At 70.2% G+C, this 16,715-nt stretch carries 13 protein-coding genes, 1 tRNA gene and 4 CRISPR repeat arrays (1 of these 18 running past the window's edge); of the genes, 11 read left to right on the forward strand and 3 right to left on the reverse strand.

Annotation, left to right across the window (positions count from 1 at the left end; all coding sequences use genetic code 11):
* The first annotated feature begins 52 nt into the window (after positions 1-52).
* Together ACQBAT_RS13525 and ACQBAT_RS13530 are read left to right on the forward strand one after the other, a co-directional pair.
* Complete coding sequence (locus ACQBAT_RS13525) at positions 53-223, forward strand: hypothetical protein (RefSeq protein WP_420747378.1); 171 nt, start codon at positions 53-55, stop codon at positions 221-223.
* A 12-nt stretch (positions 224-235) separates the two neighbouring features.
* The gene (locus ACQBAT_RS13530) at positions 236-1,126 is read left to right on the forward strand and encodes a PH domain-containing protein (protein WP_420747379.1); all 891 of its coding nucleotides are present in this window, start codon (positions 236-238) and stop codon (positions 1,124-1,126) included.
* Between the two features lie 46 nt (positions 1,127-1,172).
* On the opposite strand, the gene def is transcribed toward ACQBAT_RS13530, so the two are convergent.
* Positions 1,173-1,745: a peptide deformylase gene (def, locus tag ACQBAT_RS13535; RefSeq protein ID WP_420747380.1), complete on the reverse strand. Its 573-nt coding sequence runs from the start codon at positions 1,743-1,745 to the stop codon at positions 1,173-1,175.
* Between the two features lie 85 nt (positions 1,746-1,830).
* Here def and ACQBAT_RS13540 point away from each other — a divergent pair, with 85 nt between their 5' ends.
* Entirely contained in the window at positions 1,831-2,472 is a 642-nt protein-coding gene (locus ACQBAT_RS13540) for a hypothetical protein (protein ID WP_420747381.1), read from the forward strand.
* 94 nt (positions 2,473-2,566) lie between these two features.
* Here ACQBAT_RS13540 and ACQBAT_RS13545 read toward each other — a convergent pair whose 3' ends face one another.
* Complete coding sequence (locus tag ACQBAT_RS13545; protein WP_420747457.1) at positions 2,567-4,003, reverse strand: sugar porter family MFS transporter; 1,437 nt, start codon at positions 4,001-4,003, stop codon at positions 2,567-2,569.
* Between the two features lie 154 nt (positions 4,004-4,157).
* On the opposite strand from ACQBAT_RS13545, the gene ACQBAT_RS13550 reads away from it, so the two are divergent.
* Both ACQBAT_RS13550 and ACQBAT_RS13555 read left to right on the forward strand, forming a co-directional pair.
* Positions 4,158-5,354 (forward strand): pyridoxal phosphate-dependent aminotransferase, encoded by a 1,197-nt coding sequence (locus ACQBAT_RS13550; RefSeq protein ID WP_420747382.1) that lies wholly within the window; start codon positions 4,158-4,160, stop codon positions 5,352-5,354.
* Positions 5,354-6,316, forward strand: a complete 963-nt coding sequence (locus tag ACQBAT_RS13555; protein ID WP_420747383.1) for a 2-hydroxyacid dehydrogenase — start codon at positions 5,354-5,356, stop codon at positions 6,314-6,316. Before ACQBAT_RS13550 ends, ACQBAT_RS13555 begins: the two co-directional genes overlap by 1 nt.
* Before the next feature lie 91 nt (positions 6,317-6,407).
* Here the strand turns inward: ACQBAT_RS13555 and ACQBAT_RS13560 are convergent.
* Positions 6,408-6,480 (reverse strand) — tRNA-Arg (locus ACQBAT_RS13560).
* Between the two features lie 248 nt (positions 6,481-6,728).
* Positions 6,729-7,244: a CRISPR direct-repeat array (repeat unit 28 nt; unit sequence CCTCGACCCCCGCGCTCGCGGGGAGGAC).
* 103 nt (positions 7,245-7,347) lie between these two features.
* Here ACQBAT_RS13560 and istA (ACQBAT_RS13565) point away from each other — a divergent pair.
* The 6 genes from istA (ACQBAT_RS13565) (at position 7,348) to istB (ACQBAT_RS13590) (ending at position 16,508) form a co-directional block, all read left to right on the forward strand.
* Entirely contained in the window at positions 7,348-8,601 is a 1,254-nt protein-coding gene (gene istA / locus ACQBAT_RS13565; RefSeq protein WP_420747384.1) for an IS21 family transposase, read from the forward strand.
* A complete protein-coding gene (gene istB / locus ACQBAT_RS13570) occupies positions 8,598-9,398 on the forward strand; it encodes an IS21-like element helper ATPase IstB (RefSeq protein WP_420747385.1) in 801 nt (266 codons plus the stop codon). Before istA (ACQBAT_RS13565) ends, istB (ACQBAT_RS13570) begins: the two co-directional genes overlap by 4 nt.
* A gap of 73 nt (positions 9,399-9,471) precedes the next feature.
* A CRISPR array of direct repeats spans positions 9,472-10,599; the repeat unit is 28 nt; unit sequence CCTCGACCCCCGCGCTCGCGGGGAGGAC.
* A gap of 230 nt (positions 10,600-10,829) precedes the next feature.
* Positions 10,830-12,359 (forward strand): IS21 family transposase, encoded by a 1,530-nt coding sequence (gene istA, locus ACQBAT_RS13575; protein WP_420747386.1) that lies wholly within the window; start codon positions 10,830-10,832, stop codon positions 12,357-12,359.
* Positions 12,356-13,171 carry an IS21-like element helper ATPase IstB gene (gene istB, locus ACQBAT_RS13580; RefSeq protein ID WP_420747387.1) on the forward strand — a complete coding sequence of 272 codons (816 nt, stop codon included), beginning with the start codon at positions 12,356-12,358 and terminating at the stop codon, positions 13,169-13,171. The genes istA (ACQBAT_RS13575) and istB (ACQBAT_RS13580) overlap by 4 nt, the downstream gene beginning before the upstream one ends.
* Before the next feature lie 128 nt (positions 13,172-13,299).
* Positions 13,300-14,425: a CRISPR direct-repeat array (repeat unit 28 nt; unit sequence CCTCGACCCCCGCGCTCGCGGGGAGGAC).
* A gap of 71 nt (positions 14,426-14,496) precedes the next feature.
* A complete protein-coding gene (gene istA, locus ACQBAT_RS13585) occupies positions 14,497-15,711 on the forward strand; it encodes an IS21 family transposase (RefSeq protein ID WP_420747388.1) in 1,215 nt (404 codons plus the stop codon).
* Positions 15,708-16,508: an IS21-like element helper ATPase IstB gene (gene istB / locus ACQBAT_RS13590; RefSeq protein ID WP_420747389.1), complete on the forward strand. Its 801-nt coding sequence runs from the start codon at positions 15,708-15,710 to the stop codon at positions 16,506-16,508. Before istA (ACQBAT_RS13585) ends, istB (ACQBAT_RS13590) begins: the two co-directional genes overlap by 4 nt.
* 88 nt (positions 16,509-16,596) lie before the next feature.
* Positions 16,597-16,715: a CRISPR direct-repeat array (repeat unit 28 nt; unit sequence CCTCGACCCCCGCGCTCGCGGGGAGGAC); it runs 949 nt beyond the window's last position.

Raw genomic sequence — 16,715 nt, forward strand, 5'->3', positions numbered from 1 at the left:
AACAGATCTGTGCCGCCCGAGCACGCGACCCACACCCTGACGAGGAGCCCCGATGCCGACCACGATCCGCCGGATCCTGCACTGGCTGGTGTGGGGCTTCCTGATCTACGCGATCATCACCAACCCCGACCGCGCCGCCGACATCGTGCGCGCGATCTGGGACATCATCAGCCAGGGCTTCGTCAACATCGGGCGGTTCTTCAACTCGATCATGAGCGGCTGACCGGGGGCCCTCATGCCCCGTGAGGAGCCTCTCGACCCGCTCATCGTCAGCGAGCGGATCCGGTCGCGCTACCTGATCCCCGGCGAGCGCGTGGTCGTGTCCACCAAGCGTCACTGGTGGCGGCTGAGTGCTCCCTTCGCCCTCTGCGGCGCGCTGTTCGTGCTGATGATCGCGGGCGCGTTCTCGCCGGACTGGGGGCAAGCGGCATACCTGCTGGTGTGGGCGTGGGTCGCCTCGCTGTTGTGGGCTATCTGGCGCTTCCTGGAGTGGCGGACCGAATGGTTCATCGCGACGGATCGGCGGCTGCTGAAGACCTACGGCCTGATCACGCAGAAGGTCGCGATGATGCCGCTCGCCAAGGTCACAGACATGAGCTATGACCGCTCCATCCTCGGGCGGCTGTTGGGCTATGGCGAGTTCGTGATGGAGTCGGCCGGGCAGGACCAGGCGCTGTCCAAGATGGACCTGGTGCCGGGGCCCGAGCGTAAGTACATCGCCATGTGCGAGACGATGTTCGGCCGCGACAGCGACATCTCGGACCCGACCGAGGACGGGCCGCAGTGGGACTCCGACGGCCGGTATGACGAGTGGTCGGCCGAGGAGCCGCCGCACCAGATCGGGGATGCGGACTGGGACGAGGCGGGGAGTCGGCGAGGCGAACGTGGGCGCGGCGAACGTGGGCGTGGCGAACGGGGGCGCGACGAACGTGGGCGCGACGAACGTGGGCGCGGCGAACGTGGACGCGACGAGGGACGTAACCAGGGTCGGGAGCCCCGCTGGGAGCAGGTGCACCCCGACGAACTGCCGTCGGACTGGGAGTGGATCGACGACGAACCCGCTGTCCGGGCGCCCGGTCCGCGGCGCAGGGTGGCCGTCGACCCCGACCCCACCCCGTGGCGCTGATGCGGTGAGCGCTCGCGCCGACCTGATGGGCAGCGGCCGGTAGAACTCAGACCTTGCTGGCCTCGGTGGTCGACGGGTCCCACTTGAGGATGCCGTCCGCGGCCCAACCCCGGTCCTTGACGGCCTCGCGAGCCTCGGTCTTCAACGGCCCGGTGAGGCGATCGACATACAGATAACCGTCGAGGTGGTCGGTCTCGTGCTGGAGGCAGCGCGCCAGCAGACCCTCGCCCTCGACGACGACCTCGTTGCCGTCCAGGTCGGTGCCGGTTACGCGAGCGCGGGGGTGACGGGCCAGCGGGAACCACTCGCCGGGGACGGACAGGCAGCCCTCGCCGTCTTCGTCCTCATCCAGCGGCGCAGGGGTGCCCAGGCGCTCGAGAACCGGGTTCACCACGACGCCGCGGGAGTGCTCCTGCTGCCCCTCGACCGGGCAGTCCCACACGAAGATCCGCAGTCGCGAGCCAACCTGGTTGGCCGCCAGGCCCACCCCCTCGGCCGCCTCCATCGTGTCGAACATGTCGTCGACCAGGGTGCGGATCTCGTCGGTGACCTCCTTGACCCTCTTGGTCGGGGAGTGCAGAGCCTTGTGACCGATGACGGTGATGGGACGAACAGCCATGAGCCGCATTCTAGGTCCGCCCGACCCGGGCCTCCGTCACGCCGGCCGTCGCCGCGTGGCCGGGTCACGGCATACCCTCCTCGTCATGAACTGGGTTGATCTGATCGGTTGGGGCGGCTCGATCGTGCTGGTGGTCTCGCTGCTGCAGACCAGAGTGCTGCGGCTGCGGCTGATCAACCTGGTGGGCTCGCTGGTGCTGCTGGCCTATAACGCGATCATCGAGGTCTGGCCGATGGTCGGGCTGAACACGGTGCTGTCGCTGATCAACATCTTCTTCCTGTGGCGGCTGCTGCGGGACAAGGACGATGCGACGGCCTACACGGTGATCGAGGTCAACCGCGACGATGCCTATCTCGAGCACGTGCTGAGCGTCCACCAGGAGGACATCGCTCGGCACAACCCTGGCTTCCGCAGCGAGCCGGAGCGCGGCGACTGCGCCTTCCTGGTGCTGCACGGGGACGAGACGGTGGGTGTGGTGCTCGCTCGGGAGGCCGGCGAGGGTCTGCGGCCGGTGGGTCAGGAGGCTGGGCGCACGGCGGAGATCGCCTTGGACTGGGTCACGCCGAGACATCGTGACTTCGCGCCCGGGAAGTTCGTCTTCGGCGAGTCAGGGCTGTTCGCCAAGCGCGGGTATACGCGTGTGCTGTCACCGGCCGGGATGACGAAGCCCTACTACGAGCAGATCGGCTTCCGGCCCGAAGGTGACCGCTGGGTGCTCGACGTCTGAGGTGGTCCTGGCGCGTTCGGTGGGGGAAATGGCGAGCGCCGCGCGCGTTCGGTGGGCCCTATGGCGAGCACAGCGGACGTTCGGTGGGGGTGGGTCAGTCCATGTCCTCGAGTTCGCGGTTGTTGGTTTCGGGCACGAACTTGGCGACGAAGAAGATCGAGACGAGGGCGAAGAAGGTGTAGAAGCCGTAGGCGAAGCCCAGGGAGAGGTCGGCGAAGACGGGGAAGCTGGTGGAGATCGCGAAGTTCGCGAGCCACTGGGCAGCGGCAGCGACACCCAGCGCCGTGGCGCGGATGCGGTTGTTGAACATCTCGCCGAGCAGCACCCACACCGCCGGGCCCCACGACATCCCGAAGAAGACCACGAAGCCGTTGGCCGCGATCAGCGCGATCAGACCCGCCTGGTCGGACAGCACCGGCTCCATCGTCGTCACGCCCAGGTCATCCACGACCTCCACCCGCCGCGCCGTCGCGAAGATCCAGGCCAGGGCACCGAGGGTGATCGTCATCCCGACCGACCCGATCAGCAGCAGCACGCGGCGGCCGATCTTGTCGATCAGCGCGATCGCCACGATCGTCACCACGATGTTGGTCACCGAGGTGATCACCGTCTGCGCCAGAGCGTCCTGCTCGGTGAAGCCGACCGACTGCCACAGCGTCGCCGAGTAGTAGAAGATCACGTTGATCCCGACGAACTGCTGCAGCACCGACAACCCGATCCCGATCCAGACGATCGGCAGCAACCCGCCCCGCTTGGGATCGACCAGGTCACGGACGCTGGACTTGGCCTCGACCTTGACCGTCCGCTTGATCTCGGCGATCCGCTCCGCGATTCCGGTGCGCATCACCCGGCCGAGCACCTCACGGGCGGTGTCCTCCTTGCCCAAGCTGACCAGATACCGAGGTGACTCGGGGATGGTCAGGGCCAACACGCCATACAGGACGGCGGGGATGACCTCGGCGATGAACATCCACCGCCAGGCCTCCAGACCCAGCCACAGCTCGTTGGCGGCGCCGCCCGCGATCGAGGCGAGGAAGTAGTTGGTGAGCAGCGCGATGAAGATGCCGGTGACGATCGCCATCTGCTGCAGCGACCCCAGCCGACCACGGATCTTGGCCGGCGAGATCTCGGCGATGTAGGCCGGGGCGATCACCGAGGCCGCGCCGACCCCGACGCCGCCGATCACCCGCCAGACGATCAGGTCCCAGGGGCCGAAGGCCAAACCCGAGCCGATCGCGCTCACCACGAAGAGCACCGAGGCGATCACCATCACCCGAATGCGGCCCAGCCGCTCGGCCAGCCGGCCAGCCAGGTAGGCGCCGGCGACGCAGCCGAGCAGTGCGGAGGAGACCATGAACCCGGTGAGGAACGGGCCGGTCCCGAACAGGTCGCGCATCGGGGTCACCGCCCCGTTGATCACCGCGGTGTCGTAACCGAAAAGGAACCCACCCAGCGCCGCGACCGAGGCGAGCTGGATCGCCTTGGACAGCACGTAGTCTCGATCGCCCACCTGTATGCCGTTGCTCACCATTGAGCCACCTCCCTCGTCGGCGACGCCCCCGTTGACGTCGCGTCCGGACAGTGTGCACCAACCCGAGGTGTCCGGCATCCCGAAGCCACTACCCTTGGGCGCGGTGCGCAGCCGGCGCACGAGCAGAACAATCACACACGAGGAAGTGGTGAGCGTGCGTCTCGCGAGCAGACTGGACGACCTGGGGACGGAGACCGCCTTCGCGGTCGCCGCGGCGGCTGCGGACTGGAAGAGCAGGGGGAACGAGGTCTATCCCTTCCACCTGGGCGACCTGGACTTTCCGCTGGCCGGTCACATCGTCGAGGCGATGAACGAGGCGATCGCGGCGGGCAAGACGGGGTACTGCCCCGGGCCGGGGATTCCCGAGTTGCGTGCTGCTCTCGCCGATGACATCGGCAGCCGGCGCGGGATGGAGTTCGACCCTTCGGAGATCACTGTGATGACCGGTGGGAAGCCGGTGATCACCAAGTTCCTGCAGGCGATCATGAACCCGGGCGATGAGGTGCTCTACCCCAACCCGGGCTTCCCGATCTATGAGTCGCAGATCGAGTACCTGGGCGGCGTGGCGCGGCCGTATCGCTACCTGCCCACCGACGACGGCTTCCGGATCGACCTGGACCAGGTGCGGGAGCTGATCACCGACAAGACGGTCGCGATCATCTACAACGACCTGCAGAACCCGATCTCTGCCGAGTCCACGGACGAGGAACGCGAGGCGGTGGCCGCGCTCGCGCAGGAGCACGACCTGATGGTGCTCTCGGACGAGGCGTACTTCGAGATGCGCTACGAGGGTGACTCGAAGTCGATCGCTGCCCTGGACGGGATGCGCGAGCGGACGGTGATCCTCTACACCTTCTCCAAGAAGTTTGCGATGACCGGGTCGCGGTTGGGCTGTGCGGTGGCGCCGGAGGCATTGAGCAAGGTGTTCTCGACGATGAACACCAACGACGAGTCGTGCACGACGCACTATGTGCAGTGGGCCGGTATCGCGGCGCTGCAGGGCACCCAGCAGCCAGTGGCGGACATGTTGGACGTGCTGCGTGGTCGTCGGGACGCCGCGGTGGAGTTGGTCAACAGCACCCCGGGGATGTCGGTGGAGACACCGCGGTCGACCTTCTATCTCTTCCCCGATGTGACGCAGACGCTGGAGATCGTGGGCGCTACGGACTTGGCGGACTTCGCACAGAAGGCCTTGCACAACACGGGCGTGAGCTTCTGCACGCGCAACCACTTCGGTCGGCCGCAGCCGGGTGAGGACCGGTCCTACATCCGGTTCGCCTACTCCGGGCTGCCGGAGGAGCGGATCCGCGAGGGCCTGTCCGGCCTGCGCGACTGGGTGGGGTCGTTCTGATGGCGCGCGTGGTCGTCACCGGGAAGATCCCCAAGCCGGCGCTGGACATCCTGCGCCGGGCCGGGCACGAGATCGACGCCTGGGACAGCGAGGAGCAGCAGCCGCGCGAGCAGCTGCTCGAGCAGGTGGCCGGGGCGGAGGCGCTGGTGACCCTGCTCACCGAGAAGGTGGACGACGAGTTGCTGGACGCCGCGGGTGATCAGCTCAAGGTCGTCGCCAATGTGGCGGTGGGCTACAACAACATCGACGTGAAGGCCTGCCGCTCGCGCGGCGTCGTGGCGACCAACACCCCGGGCGTGCTGACCGACGCCACCGCCGACATCGCGATGGCGCTGATCCTGATGGCCAGCCGCCGGTTGGGCGAGGGCGAGCGCATCATCCGGTCCCAGACGCCGTGGCAGTGGGGCATGTTCTACCTCCTCGGCTCGGGCCTGCAGCGCAAGACCCTCGGCGTCGTCGGGCTGGGCGCGATCGGGGCCGCGACCGCGCGCCGGGCGCGGGCCTTCGGGATGAACATCCTCTACTCCTCCCGGTCCAAGGCGGACTCGGCGCTGGAGAACGAGCTGATGGCCCACCGCGTCGACATGGACACCCTGCTCGCCGAGAGCGATGTCCTCTCGCTGCACTGCCCCTACTCCCCCGCCACCCACCACCTGATGGGTGCCGAGGAGTTCGCGGCGATGAAGTCGAGCGCCTACATCGTCAACACCGCTCGCGGACCAGTGATCGACGAGGCCGCCCTGGTGGAGGCGCTGAAGTCCGGCGAGATCGCCGGCGCCGGCCTGGACGTCTTCGAGGACGAACCGGAGGTGCACCCCGGGCTGCTGGAGTGCGAGAACGCCGTGCTCGTGCCGCACCTGGGCTCAGCCACCATCGAGACCCGGACCGCCATGGCGACCCTCGCGGCGGACAACGCGGTGGCCATGCTGGACGGCGAGGACCCGCCCACGCCGATCAGGTAGGCCGCGCGACCGGGCGAGCAACGCCATACGGGACAAGACAGAAGGCCCCCACCGCATCCGGTGGGGGCCTTCTCACTGTCTCAACACAGCGCGCGCCCGGAGAGATTCGAACTCCCAACCTTCTGATCCGTAGTCAGATGCTCTATCCGTTGAGCTACGGGCGCAACGAGGATCAACCTTACACCCGCCCGGGCGGCCGGACGAAATCCTGCAGGCTCGTTGTCACCCGACCCCCGCCAGCGCGGGGCGTGAGAGCGCGGCCTCATGGATTCGAACCGCTAACCCCTCGACCTCCAATGGCTTGGAGTCGCTTAACCATGACCCAGACCACCGACATACCTGGCGCAGCGCCTGACGCCCTCCCCTTCTGCAGGGAAACGCTGAATTTCCACTACCGTGACCGGCAACGGGCCCTCGACCCCCGCGCTCGCGGGGAGGACGGGGTCGATGATCTGGTTGTGGGTGAGGCAGACCCTCGACCCCCGCGCTCGCGGGGAGGACACCGCCGACGCGAACACCGTGCCATACGGCCACCCTCGACCCCCGCGCTCGCGGGGAGGACCTGCCAGTACTCCGCCGGTGGAACCTTCAACGACCTCGACCCCCGCGCTCGCGGGGAGGACTTGGACAGGTAGCCGTTCTGATGGCCCGAGCGGCCTCGACCCCCGCGCTCGCGGGGAGGACACCGCCGACGCGAACACCGTGCCATACGGCCACCCTCGACCCCCGCGCTCGCGGGGAGGACCTGCCAGTACTCCGCCGGTGGAACCTTCAACGACCTCGACCCCCGCGCTCGCGGGGAGGACTTGGACAGGTAGCCGTTCTGATGGCCCGAGCGGCCTCGACCCCCGCGCTCGCGGGGAGGACTTGGACAGGTAGCCGTTCTGATGGCCCGAGCGGCCTCGACCCCCGCGCTCGCGGGGAGGACTCTCCCCAGTGGTCAGGTAGCAGGTGTCGCCTGTCGGCGACGGTTGAAGACTGTCCATTGATCGACGGGTGAAAAGTGACCGGCCTGTCCTGACCCTTGGAGGGTGATCAGTGTGCAGGACTGGGCAGAGATCCGTCGGCTGCGGGCGGCGGAGGAGTTGTCGATCTCGGAGATCTCGCGGCAGGTCGGGGTCACCAGGATCACGGTGCGCAAGGCGTTGGCGTCCGCCTCACCGCCGAGGTATGAGCGGGCCTCGACCGGCTCGGCCGCTGATGCGTTCGAGGACGCGATCAAGGAGCAGCTGGCCAAGAGCCCGCGGATGCGGGCCACGGTGATCGCGCAGCGGGTCGGGTGGACCCGTGGGATGACGGTGTTCAAGGTGAAGGTCGCCGCGCTGCGGCCGGCGTTCCTGCCGCCGGACCCGGCCTCGCGCACGACCTACCTGCCTGGGGAGATCGCCCAGTTCGACTTCTGGTTCCCGCCGATCAGCCTGGACGTGGGCCACGGGCAGGTGCGCACGGCCAAGCGGTTGCCGGTGCTGACGATGGCGTGCGGGTACTCGCGGTGGCGCGGGGCGCTGCTGGTCCCCTCCCGGTCCGAGCAGGACCTGTACGCCGGGTGGTGGGCCCTGCTCGAGCAGCTTGGCGCGGTCCCCAAGGTGCTGGTCTGGGACGGGGAGTCCGCGGTCGGCAGGTGGCGCCCGAAGGAGCCGGAGCTGACCGCGGCATGCCACGCGTTCCGGGGCGTGCTGGGTGCCAAGGTGCTGATCTGCCGGCCCGGTGATCCTGAGGCCAAGGGGCTGCTGGAACGCTGCCACGACCACTACGAGAAGTCGTTCCTGCCCGGTCGGGAGTTCACCGGCCCGGGCGACTTCAACACCCAGCTGGGCCAGTTCGTGACGGACTCGAACAGTCGGTGGATGCGGGTGCTGGGCGCCCGCCCGGCCGACCGCATCGCCACCGACACCGCCGCGATGATGGCCCTTCCCCCGGTGCCGCCGGTCACCGGTTGGTCGCTGTCCCTGGTCCTGCCTCGGGACCACTACGTGCGCCTGGACTCCAACGACTACTCCATCCACCCCTCGGTGATCGGACGCCGGGTCCAGGTCCGGGCCGACCTGGACCGCGTCTGGGCGATCTGTGAGGGGCGGGTCGTGGCCGACCACCCGCGGTCCTGGGCACGGCACCAGAGCTTCACCGACCCCGCCCACGCCGCCGCCGCGCACGCGCTACGACGCTCCCGGTTCGGGCTACCCCGTCCTGACCAGGAGCTGGCTGGCCAGGTCGTGCAGGTCCGGGAGCTGTCCACCTACGACACCGCCTTCGGGATCGACACCGGCCAGGAGGCCATCTCATGACACCGTCCACCAGCAAGGCCAAGGACACCACCACCGAGCTGGCGTTCTTGACCCGGGCATTGAAGGCGCCCACGCTGCGCGAGTCGATCCCCCGGCTGGCCGATCGCGCCCGAGAGGCGTCCTGGACCTACGAGGAGTTCCTGGCCGCGTGCCTGGCCCGCGAGGTGGCCGCGCGGGAGTCTCATGGCGGCGAAGGACGCATCCGGGCCGCGAAGTTCCCGGCCCGCAAGTCGATCGAGGAGTTCGACTTCGACCACGCCCGCGGCCTCAAGCGCGACCTCGTCTCCCACCTGGGCACTCTGGACTTCATCACCGCCAAGGAGAACGTGATCTTCCTCGGGCCCCCCGGTACCGGCAAGACGCACCTGGCCACCGGGATCGCTATCCGCGCCTGCCAGGCCGGGCACCGGGTCCTGTTCGCCACCGCCTCCGAATGGGTCGACCGGCTCGCGACCGCCCACCACGCCGGCACCCTGCAGGAGGAGCTGCGCAAGCTGCTGCGCTACCCCCTGCTGGTCATCGACGAGGTCAGCTACATCCCCTTCGAGCCCGAGGCAGCCAACCTCTTCTTCCAGCTCGTGTCCTCCCGGTACGAACGCGCCTCTCTCATCGTGACCTCCAACAAGCCCTTCGGACGCTGGGGCGAGGTCTTCGGTGACGACGTCGTCGCCGCCGCGATGATCGATCGCCTCGTCCACCACGCCGAGGTCCTCAACCTGCGCGGCGACTCCTACCGGCTCAAGGACCGCGACCTCGGCCGCGTCCCACCAGCCACCACAGACGACCAACAACCATGACCAACCAGACAGGACTGGTCACTTTTCAACCGTCGAAACCTGGTCAGTTTTCAGCCGCCGTTGACATCGCCCACCTCGACCCCCGCGCTCGCGGGGAGGACTGACGGGAGGGCAGTGGTCGTGAGTGGCATGGACCTCGACCCCCGCGCTCGCGGGGAGGACGCTGCGTCAGGTGCAGCCATGCGGCAAGCGTGGCCTCGACCCCCGCGCTCGCGGGGAGGACGCCCCAGCCGAGGCCGTACTGGTGGCCCCACTGCCTCGACCCCCGCGCTCGCGGGGAGGACCCTGGCCCGCTGGGGCGCGGACGAGCCCGAGCACCCTCGACCCCCGCGCTCGCGGGGAGGACACTCGCGAGCGCAAGGACGCCCTCACCGACCACCCTCGACCCCCGCGCTCGCGGGGAGGACACGGGCCGGTTGCTGCTGTATTCGGGCGGGAAGCCTCGACCCCCGCGCTCGCGGGGAGGACGCCCCAGCCGAGGCCGTACTGGTGGCCCCACTGCCTCGACCCCCGCGCTCGCGGGGAGGACCCTGGCCCGCTGGGGCGCGGACGAGCCCGAGCACCCTCGACCCCCGCGCTCGCGGGGAGGACCCGGCGCGGATCAAGGCCAGCGCCTGGAGGGAGCCTCGACCCCCGCGCTCGCGGGGAGGACGAGTCCCGCACCACGGCACGGGAGAAGCGGGCACCTCGACCCCCGCGCTCGCGGGGAGGACGGGGTCGCGCATCTCGCGGGCGACGGCGATGTGCCTCGACCCCCGCGCTCGCGGGGAGGACCAGCACCGTATCCAGCCGATCTACCAGGCGACGCCTCGACCCCCGCGCTCGCGGGGAGGACCGGTCGGGGCAGAAGCAGTCGTCTTTGCCGCACCCTCGACCCCCGCGCTCGCGGGGAGGACATGACGCCCTTGGCCGCCTGCGACGCCCACGAGCCTCGACCCCCGCGCTCGCGGGGAGGACGTCGTCGGTGGCGCTCCTGCGCTGCGCTGGTAGCCTCGACCCCCGCGCTCGCGGGGAGGACCCCGCTGAGGACCAGGACGCGATCGCTCGCGCCCCTCGACCCCCGCGCTCGCGGGGAGGACCCACAGTGCGGTCAGCAGCGGCCCCCACTCGGCCCTCGACCCCCGCGCTCGCGGGGAGGACGCGCTCATCACCCTCGGCATCTGGGCACTCGTCCCTCGACCCCCGCGCTCGCGGGGAGGACTCAGCCAAGGGCCTCGCCAAGGCTGCGCGGGAGCCTTGTCGGCGGCCACGGCAGACTGCCCGGACATGGTCACGTAACTGCCCGTTGGCGGTCTTGAGAACTGCCCGCTGACGGTCACGGGATCTGCCCGACACGAAGTCCTTTGCCTCACCGGTTCCCACGGTTGGGGCCCCTCCTCAGGTGCGATCGACGGTGCTGAAGCGCCGATTGCTGCCCTGAGGAGGGGACAAGTGAAGTCTGCCGAGGAGATCATGAAAATTCTGGATGCCTACGACCTGACCGGGTCGTTGCGTGATGCCGGCGAGCTGGCCGGCTGCTCGCACCACACCGTCAAGGCGTACGTGGATCGGCGTGCTGCTGGTGGCCGGCTGGACCGGCCCGCGGCCCGCCCGCAGTTGATCGATGAGTTCTTGCCCAAGGTCGAGGAGTGGGTCGACCGCTCGCACGGCAAGATCCGTGCCGACGTGGCCCACGACAAGCTGCTCGCGCTGGGGTACACCGGCTCGCAGCGGACTACCCGCCGCGCGGTCGCGCGGGTGAAGCAGGACTACCGGGCCGGGCGGGTGCGGGTGCACCGGCCGTGGGTGCCCGAGCCGGGCATGTGGCTGCAGTACGACTACGCCGAGGGCCCGCGCGTGGCCGGCGCCAAGACGGTGCTGTTCGTGGCGTGGCTGGCCTGGTCGCGGTTCCGGGTGGTGATCCCGCTGCGGGACAAGACCCTGCCGAGTGTGTTCGCCGCGCTGGATGTCACCTTCCGCCGCCTGGGCGGGGTGCCGACCTACGTGCTGACCGACAACGAGAAGACCGTCACCATCGAGCACGTGGCCGGGATCCCGGTCCGCAACACCGACCTGGTCAGCTTCGCCGAGCACTACTCGGTCGTGGTCCACACCTGCGTGCCGGCCGACCCGGCGTCCAAGGGCGGCACCGAGTCCTCGGTGAAGATCGCCAAGGCCGACCTGGTCCCCACGCAGGCCAACCTGCGCGGCGAGTACGCCACCTTCGCCGAGCTGGAAGCCGCGTGCGAGCAGTTCTGCACCAAGGTCAACACCCGGGCTCACCGGGTCACCCGCCGACCTCCGGCCGAGATGCTGGTCGAGGAACGGGCCCGGTTGCACCCGGTCCCGGCGGTGGCGCACACGGTCGCGTTCGGCACCACGAGGGTGGTGCCGGACAACACGCCGATGGTCTCCTTCGAGCACGCCCAGTACTCGGTCCCGCACACCCTGCTTGGTGCCACGGTGTGGGTGCGGGTGCACGGCCGCGGGCCCGACGAGCAGGTGGTGATCACCCACGTCGGCCCCGATGGCCCGGTCGAGGTCGCCCGCCACGCCCGCACCACCCCGGGGACCCCAGCGATCGATGAGGAGCACTTCCCACCCGCACCTCCCGGGGCGCTGGACCGCACCCCGAGGGCGAAGAACATCGCCGAGGCCGAGTTCCTCGCCCTGGGTGACGGGTCCCGGTTGTGGCTGACCGAGGCCGCCGCCGCGGGCACCACCAAGATGCGGGTCAAGATGGCCCAGGCCGTCCAGTTGGCCAAGCTCTTCGACCCTGCCCGGGTGGACTGGGCCCTGGGCCACGCCGCCGTCCACGGCCGGTTCGCCGAGGCTGACCTGGCCTCCATCCTGGACCGCCACACCACTGGACCCGGTGAGCAGCAGGAGCACCGGGCCGGTGAGGACGCCTCGCTGACCCAGGGCACCACCGGCTGGGCCGCCCTCGGCGCCCGCCCCGAGGAGCAGGAGGTCGACCGGTGAGCACCACCACGACGACGGCCAGGGATGTGCCCAAGGCCGGGATACCGACCGCACCACCGCTGCCCGCCGATCTTGAGCAGCTGCTGCGCCGGTTGCGGATGCCGCACATCCGTGCCCACGCGCCCGAGGTGCTGGCCACCGCCAAGGCCCAACGGTGGGACCCGGCCGAGGTGCTCAAGGTGCTGCTGAGCCAGGAGGTCGCCGGCCGTGACCGCTCCGCCCTGGCCACCCGCCGCGCCGCCGCCGGGTTCCCCACCGGCAAGACGTTCGCGGCCTGGGACGAGAACGCCTCCTCCATCCCGGTCCCGACCCAGCAGGCACTGCGCACCCTGGAGTGGGTACACCGACGCGAGAACCTCGTCGTGTGCGGGCCCTCAGGCACCGGCAAGACGTTCCTGCTCGAAGCCCTCGGCCAGCAGGCCGTCGAGCAGGGCATGCGGGTGGCCTGGTTCACCCTCGAGGACCTCGGGGTACTGCTGCGCCGGCACCGTGCGGACGACACCGTCACCAGGGCCATCGCCCGCGTCCTGCGCGCCGACCTGGTCGTGGTCGATGACATCGGGCTACTACCCGTGGCCACCGACGCCGCCGAGGGCCTGTACCGCCTCATCGACGCCGCCTACGAGAAACGCTCGATCGCGGTCTCCTCCAACCTGCACCCGGCCGGGTTCGACGAGCTCATGCCCAAGACCCTGGCCACCGCCACCGTCGACCGGCTCCTGCACCACGCCCACGTGTGCCAGACCAGCGGCGAGTCCGTCCGCCTCACCCAAGCCCTCGCCGGTCAGGGGGTGAGCCCGCTGAGAACCTGACCCAGGACGACCGGTGGTGGCCCACCCGCTTGGGCAGATCCCATGGCCACCACCGGGCAGTTCTGCTGGCCGTCACCGGGCAGGTTTCATGACCGCCCCTGGGCAAATCCCACTGGCCCTTGACAGAGCCTCGACCCCCGCGCTCGCGGGGAGGACGAGCTCGACGCCGGCATCCGGTCCGAGTGCTTCCCTCGACCCCCGCGCTCGCGGGGAGGACCTGATGGTGCCGCTCCGGCAGTGGTGCGGCCAGCCTCGACCCCCGCGCTCGCGGGGAGGACGCGCTCCTCGTCAAGGCAGTGACGGACGAACAGCCTCGACCCCCGCGCTCGCGGGGAGGACGTCAGGTTGCCGGTGATGGTCAGGGGGGTGTCACCTCGACCCCCGCGCTCGCGGGGAGGACGTGGTGGGCGTTTTGTTGGCGCTGCCCTTGCCGCCTCGACCCCCGCGCTCGCGGGGAGGACAAGCCAGTCGAGGCGCACCGCTGGGCATACCAGCCTCGACCCCCGCGCTCGCGGGGAGGACATCCGTCAGCGTGCCCGACGCCACCGGGTGTCGCCTCGACCCCCGCGCTCGCGGGGAGGACCAACCGGCCTGGGTGGTGTGGGACTGGATGACCCCTCGACCCCCGCGCTCGCGGGGAGGACCGGACCGCCAACCGCACCCATCAGGGGATTGTGCCTCGACCCCCGCGCTCGCGGGGAGGACACACCAGACGGTGTTCGGCGGCCAGACGGCCGGCCTCGACCCCCGCGCTCGCGGGGAGGACTAGAGCGGGTGCTTGCTCTTCCCGCCGCGCCAGCCTCGACCCCCGCGCTCGCGGGGAGGACTCGGTGACGCCGTTGCCGAGGAGCTCGGTCAGCCCTCGACCCCCGCGCTCGCGGGGAGGACGGCCTTGACGCCCTCGGCGGCGCCACCGAAACGCCTCGACCCCCGCGCTCGCGGGGAGGACACCGGCCAGCTGGACCCGGAGGAGGACTGGCTGCCTCGACCCCCGCGCTCGCGGGGAGGACTTCGCCACGAACTCCCCCTTCGCCAGATCGACGCCTCGACCCCCGCGCTCGCGGGGAGGACGCACCCTGCACCGGGACGGGGTCACTCCAGGTGCCTCGACCCCCGCGCTCGCGGGGAGGACAACGACGCGACATGCAACGTCGCCAAGAACGACCCTCGACCCCCGCGCTCGCGGGGAGGACGACGACGCGGCCGCGTTGAAGCCGATCAGCGAGCCTCGACCCCCGCGCTCGCGGGGAGGACAGCTGTCGGCGGCGCTTGAAAACTGAGCAGGTACGGCGCTCGAAAAGTGAGCACTCTTCGACGATTGGAGTGTGATCACCATGGAGGACTGGGCGTTGATCAGGAGTCTGGCGCGCGAGGGCGTGCCGAAGGCCAGGATCGCCAGGAGGTTGGGCATCTCGAGGAACACGGTCGCTGCGGCCGTGGCCTCGCAGGGGCCGCCGAAGTACGAGCGAAGGCCGGGTCCGACGTCGTTCACCCCGTACGAGGCGCGGGTGCGTGAGCTGCTGGCGGAGACGCCGGACATGCCGGCGACGGTGCTGGCCGAGCGGGTCGGGTGGACCGGCTCGATCCGCTGGTTCCGGGACAACGTCAGCCGGGTCCGTGCCGACCACCGCCCGATCGATCCCGCCGACCGGTTGACCTGGGCGGCCGGGGACGTGGCGCAGTGGGACCTGTGGTTCCCGCCGCGCAAGATCCTCCTGGAGGACGGCTCGCGCAGCTTGTTGCCGGTGCTGGTCATGACGTGCGCGTACTCCCGGTACACGCTCGGGCGGATGATCCCGACCCGCAAGACCCCGGACCTGCTGCTGGGCACGTGGGGTCTGCTGGAGCAGCTGGGGCGGGTGCCGCGCCGGTTGATCTGGGACAACGAGCCCGGCATCGGACGCGGCAGGCTGACCGAGCCGGTGGCGGTGTTCGCCGGGACGCTGGCCACCAAGGTCGTGCTGCTGCCCCCACGGGACCCGGAGTCCAAGGGTCTGGTGGAGCGGCGCAACCGGTTCTTCGAGACCTCCTTCATGCCCGGGCGCCACTTCGAGTCCCCGGGCGACTTCAACGCCCAGTTCACCGACTGGCTGGCCACCGCCAACGCGCGGACGGTGCGCACGACCAAGGCCCGCCCGGTGGACCTGCTCGCGGCGGACACCGACGCGATGCTGCCCCTGCCGCCGGCGGTGCTGCATCTGGGCTGGCGCAACCACGTGCGCCTGGGTCGGGACTACTACGTGCGCGTCGACACCAACGACTACTCGGTCGACCCCCGAGCGATCGGCGCCCGCGTGGATGTGGCCGCCGACCTCGACGTCGTGCGGGTCCGGCACGGTGGGCAGCTGGTGGCCGAGCACCCGCGCCGGTGGGCCCGGAACATGACCGTGACCGACCCCGCCCACGTCACCGCGGCCGCGGCCTTGCGGCACGCCTACCAGCAGCCCCGGTCGCGCCCCGAGGTCGACGATCTGGTCCGGGACCTGGCCGACTACGACAAGGCGTTCGGGATCGACGCCGGCGAGCTGGAGTCACGATGAGCCGCACACCAGCCGCCGGGGCCGAGACGCTCAAGCAGATCACCCACCTGGCCGCGGCGCTGAAGGCGCCGCGGATCACCGAGTCCGCCGCGCGCCTGGCCGACCACGCCCGCGACTCCGGGTGGACCCATGAGGACTACCTGGCCGCGGTCCTGGAACGCGAGGTCGCCGCCCGCAACGCCTCCGGGGCCCGGCTGCGGATCCGCGCCGCCGGGTTCGGCGCGGTCAAGACCCTGGACGACTTCGACTTCGACCACCAACCCGGCGCCCGCACCCCCATCCTCGCCCTGGCCTCGGGTGCCTACCTCGCCGAGCACCGCAACGTCGTCCTCCTCGGCCCACCGGGCACCGGCAAGAGCCACCTGGCCACCGCCCTGGGCGTCGCCGCCGCCCGGCAGGGACACCGGGTGCTGTTCGCCACCGCCACCGACTGGGTCACCCGCCTGTCCGAGGCCCACGACCGCGGCCGCCTGGCGACCGAGCTGACCCGGCTGCGCCGGTACGCGCTGATCATCGTCGACGAGGTCGGCTACCTGCCCTTCGAGCAGGACGCCGCCAACCTCTTCTTCCAGCTCGTCTCCTCCCGCTACGAGCACGCCTCCCTCATCCTGACGTCGAACCTGCCGTTCAGCTCCTGGGCCGGCGTCTTCGGAGACCAGGTCGTGGCCGCCGCGATGATCGACCGCATCGTCCACCACGCCGACGTCATCGCCCTCAAGGGCGCCTCCTACCGGCTCCGCGACCGCGGCGTGGAGACCCTGCCCAGCATCAAGGCCGAGCAAGAATCCCTAGACTGAACCTGCTCACTCTTCGACCGCCGGAACTGCCCAGTTTTCGAGCGCCGTCAACAACAGCTGGAGCGCCTGCAGGTCTCGGGCCGCGGTGCCTCGACCCCCGCGCTCGCGGGGAGGACGCAGCGTCGGTGGCGTCGCCGGGGTCGAGGATGCCTCGACCCCCGCGCTCGCGGGGAGGACGCGTAGCCGCCGGGGATGATGCCCCAGGAC

The organism is Ornithinimicrobium pulveris, from assembly GCF_050261105.1.
Taxonomy (GTDB): domain Bacteria; phylum Actinomycetota; class Actinomycetes; order Actinomycetales; family Dermatophilaceae; genus Ornithinicoccus.

Excerpts from the sequence above, each read along its gene's own strand:
- ACQBAT_RS13545 (WP_420747457.1), bottom strand. The coding sequence starts at position 4,003 with ATGGTGAGCAACGGCATACAGGTGGGCGATCGAGACTACGTGCTGTCC.
- ACQBAT_RS13555 (WP_420747383.1), top strand. The coding sequence starts at position 5,354 with ATGGCGCGCGTGGTCGTCACCGGGAAGATCCCCAAGCCGGCGCTGGAC.
- istB (WP_420747389.1), top strand. The coding sequence starts at position 15,708 with ATGAGCCGCACACCAGCCGCCGGGGCCGAGACGCTCAAGCAGATCACC.
- ACQBAT_RS13530 (WP_420747379.1), top strand. The coding sequence starts at position 236 with ATGCCCCGTGAGGAGCCTCTCGACCCGCTCATCGTCAGCGAGCGGATC.
- def (WP_420747380.1), bottom strand. The coding sequence starts at position 1,745 with ATGGCTGTTCGTCCCATCACCGTCATCGGTCACAAGGCTCTGCACTCC.
- ACQBAT_RS13540 (WP_420747381.1), top strand. The coding sequence starts at position 1,831 with ATGAACTGGGTTGATCTGATCGGTTGGGGCGGCTCGATCGTGCTGGTG.
- ACQBAT_RS13525 (WP_420747378.1), top strand. The coding sequence starts at position 53 with ATGCCGACCACGATCCGCCGGATCCTGCACTGGCTGGTGTGGGGCTTC.
- istB (WP_420747385.1), top strand. The coding sequence starts at position 8,598 with ATGACACCGTCCACCAGCAAGGCCAAGGACACCACCACCGAGCTGGCG.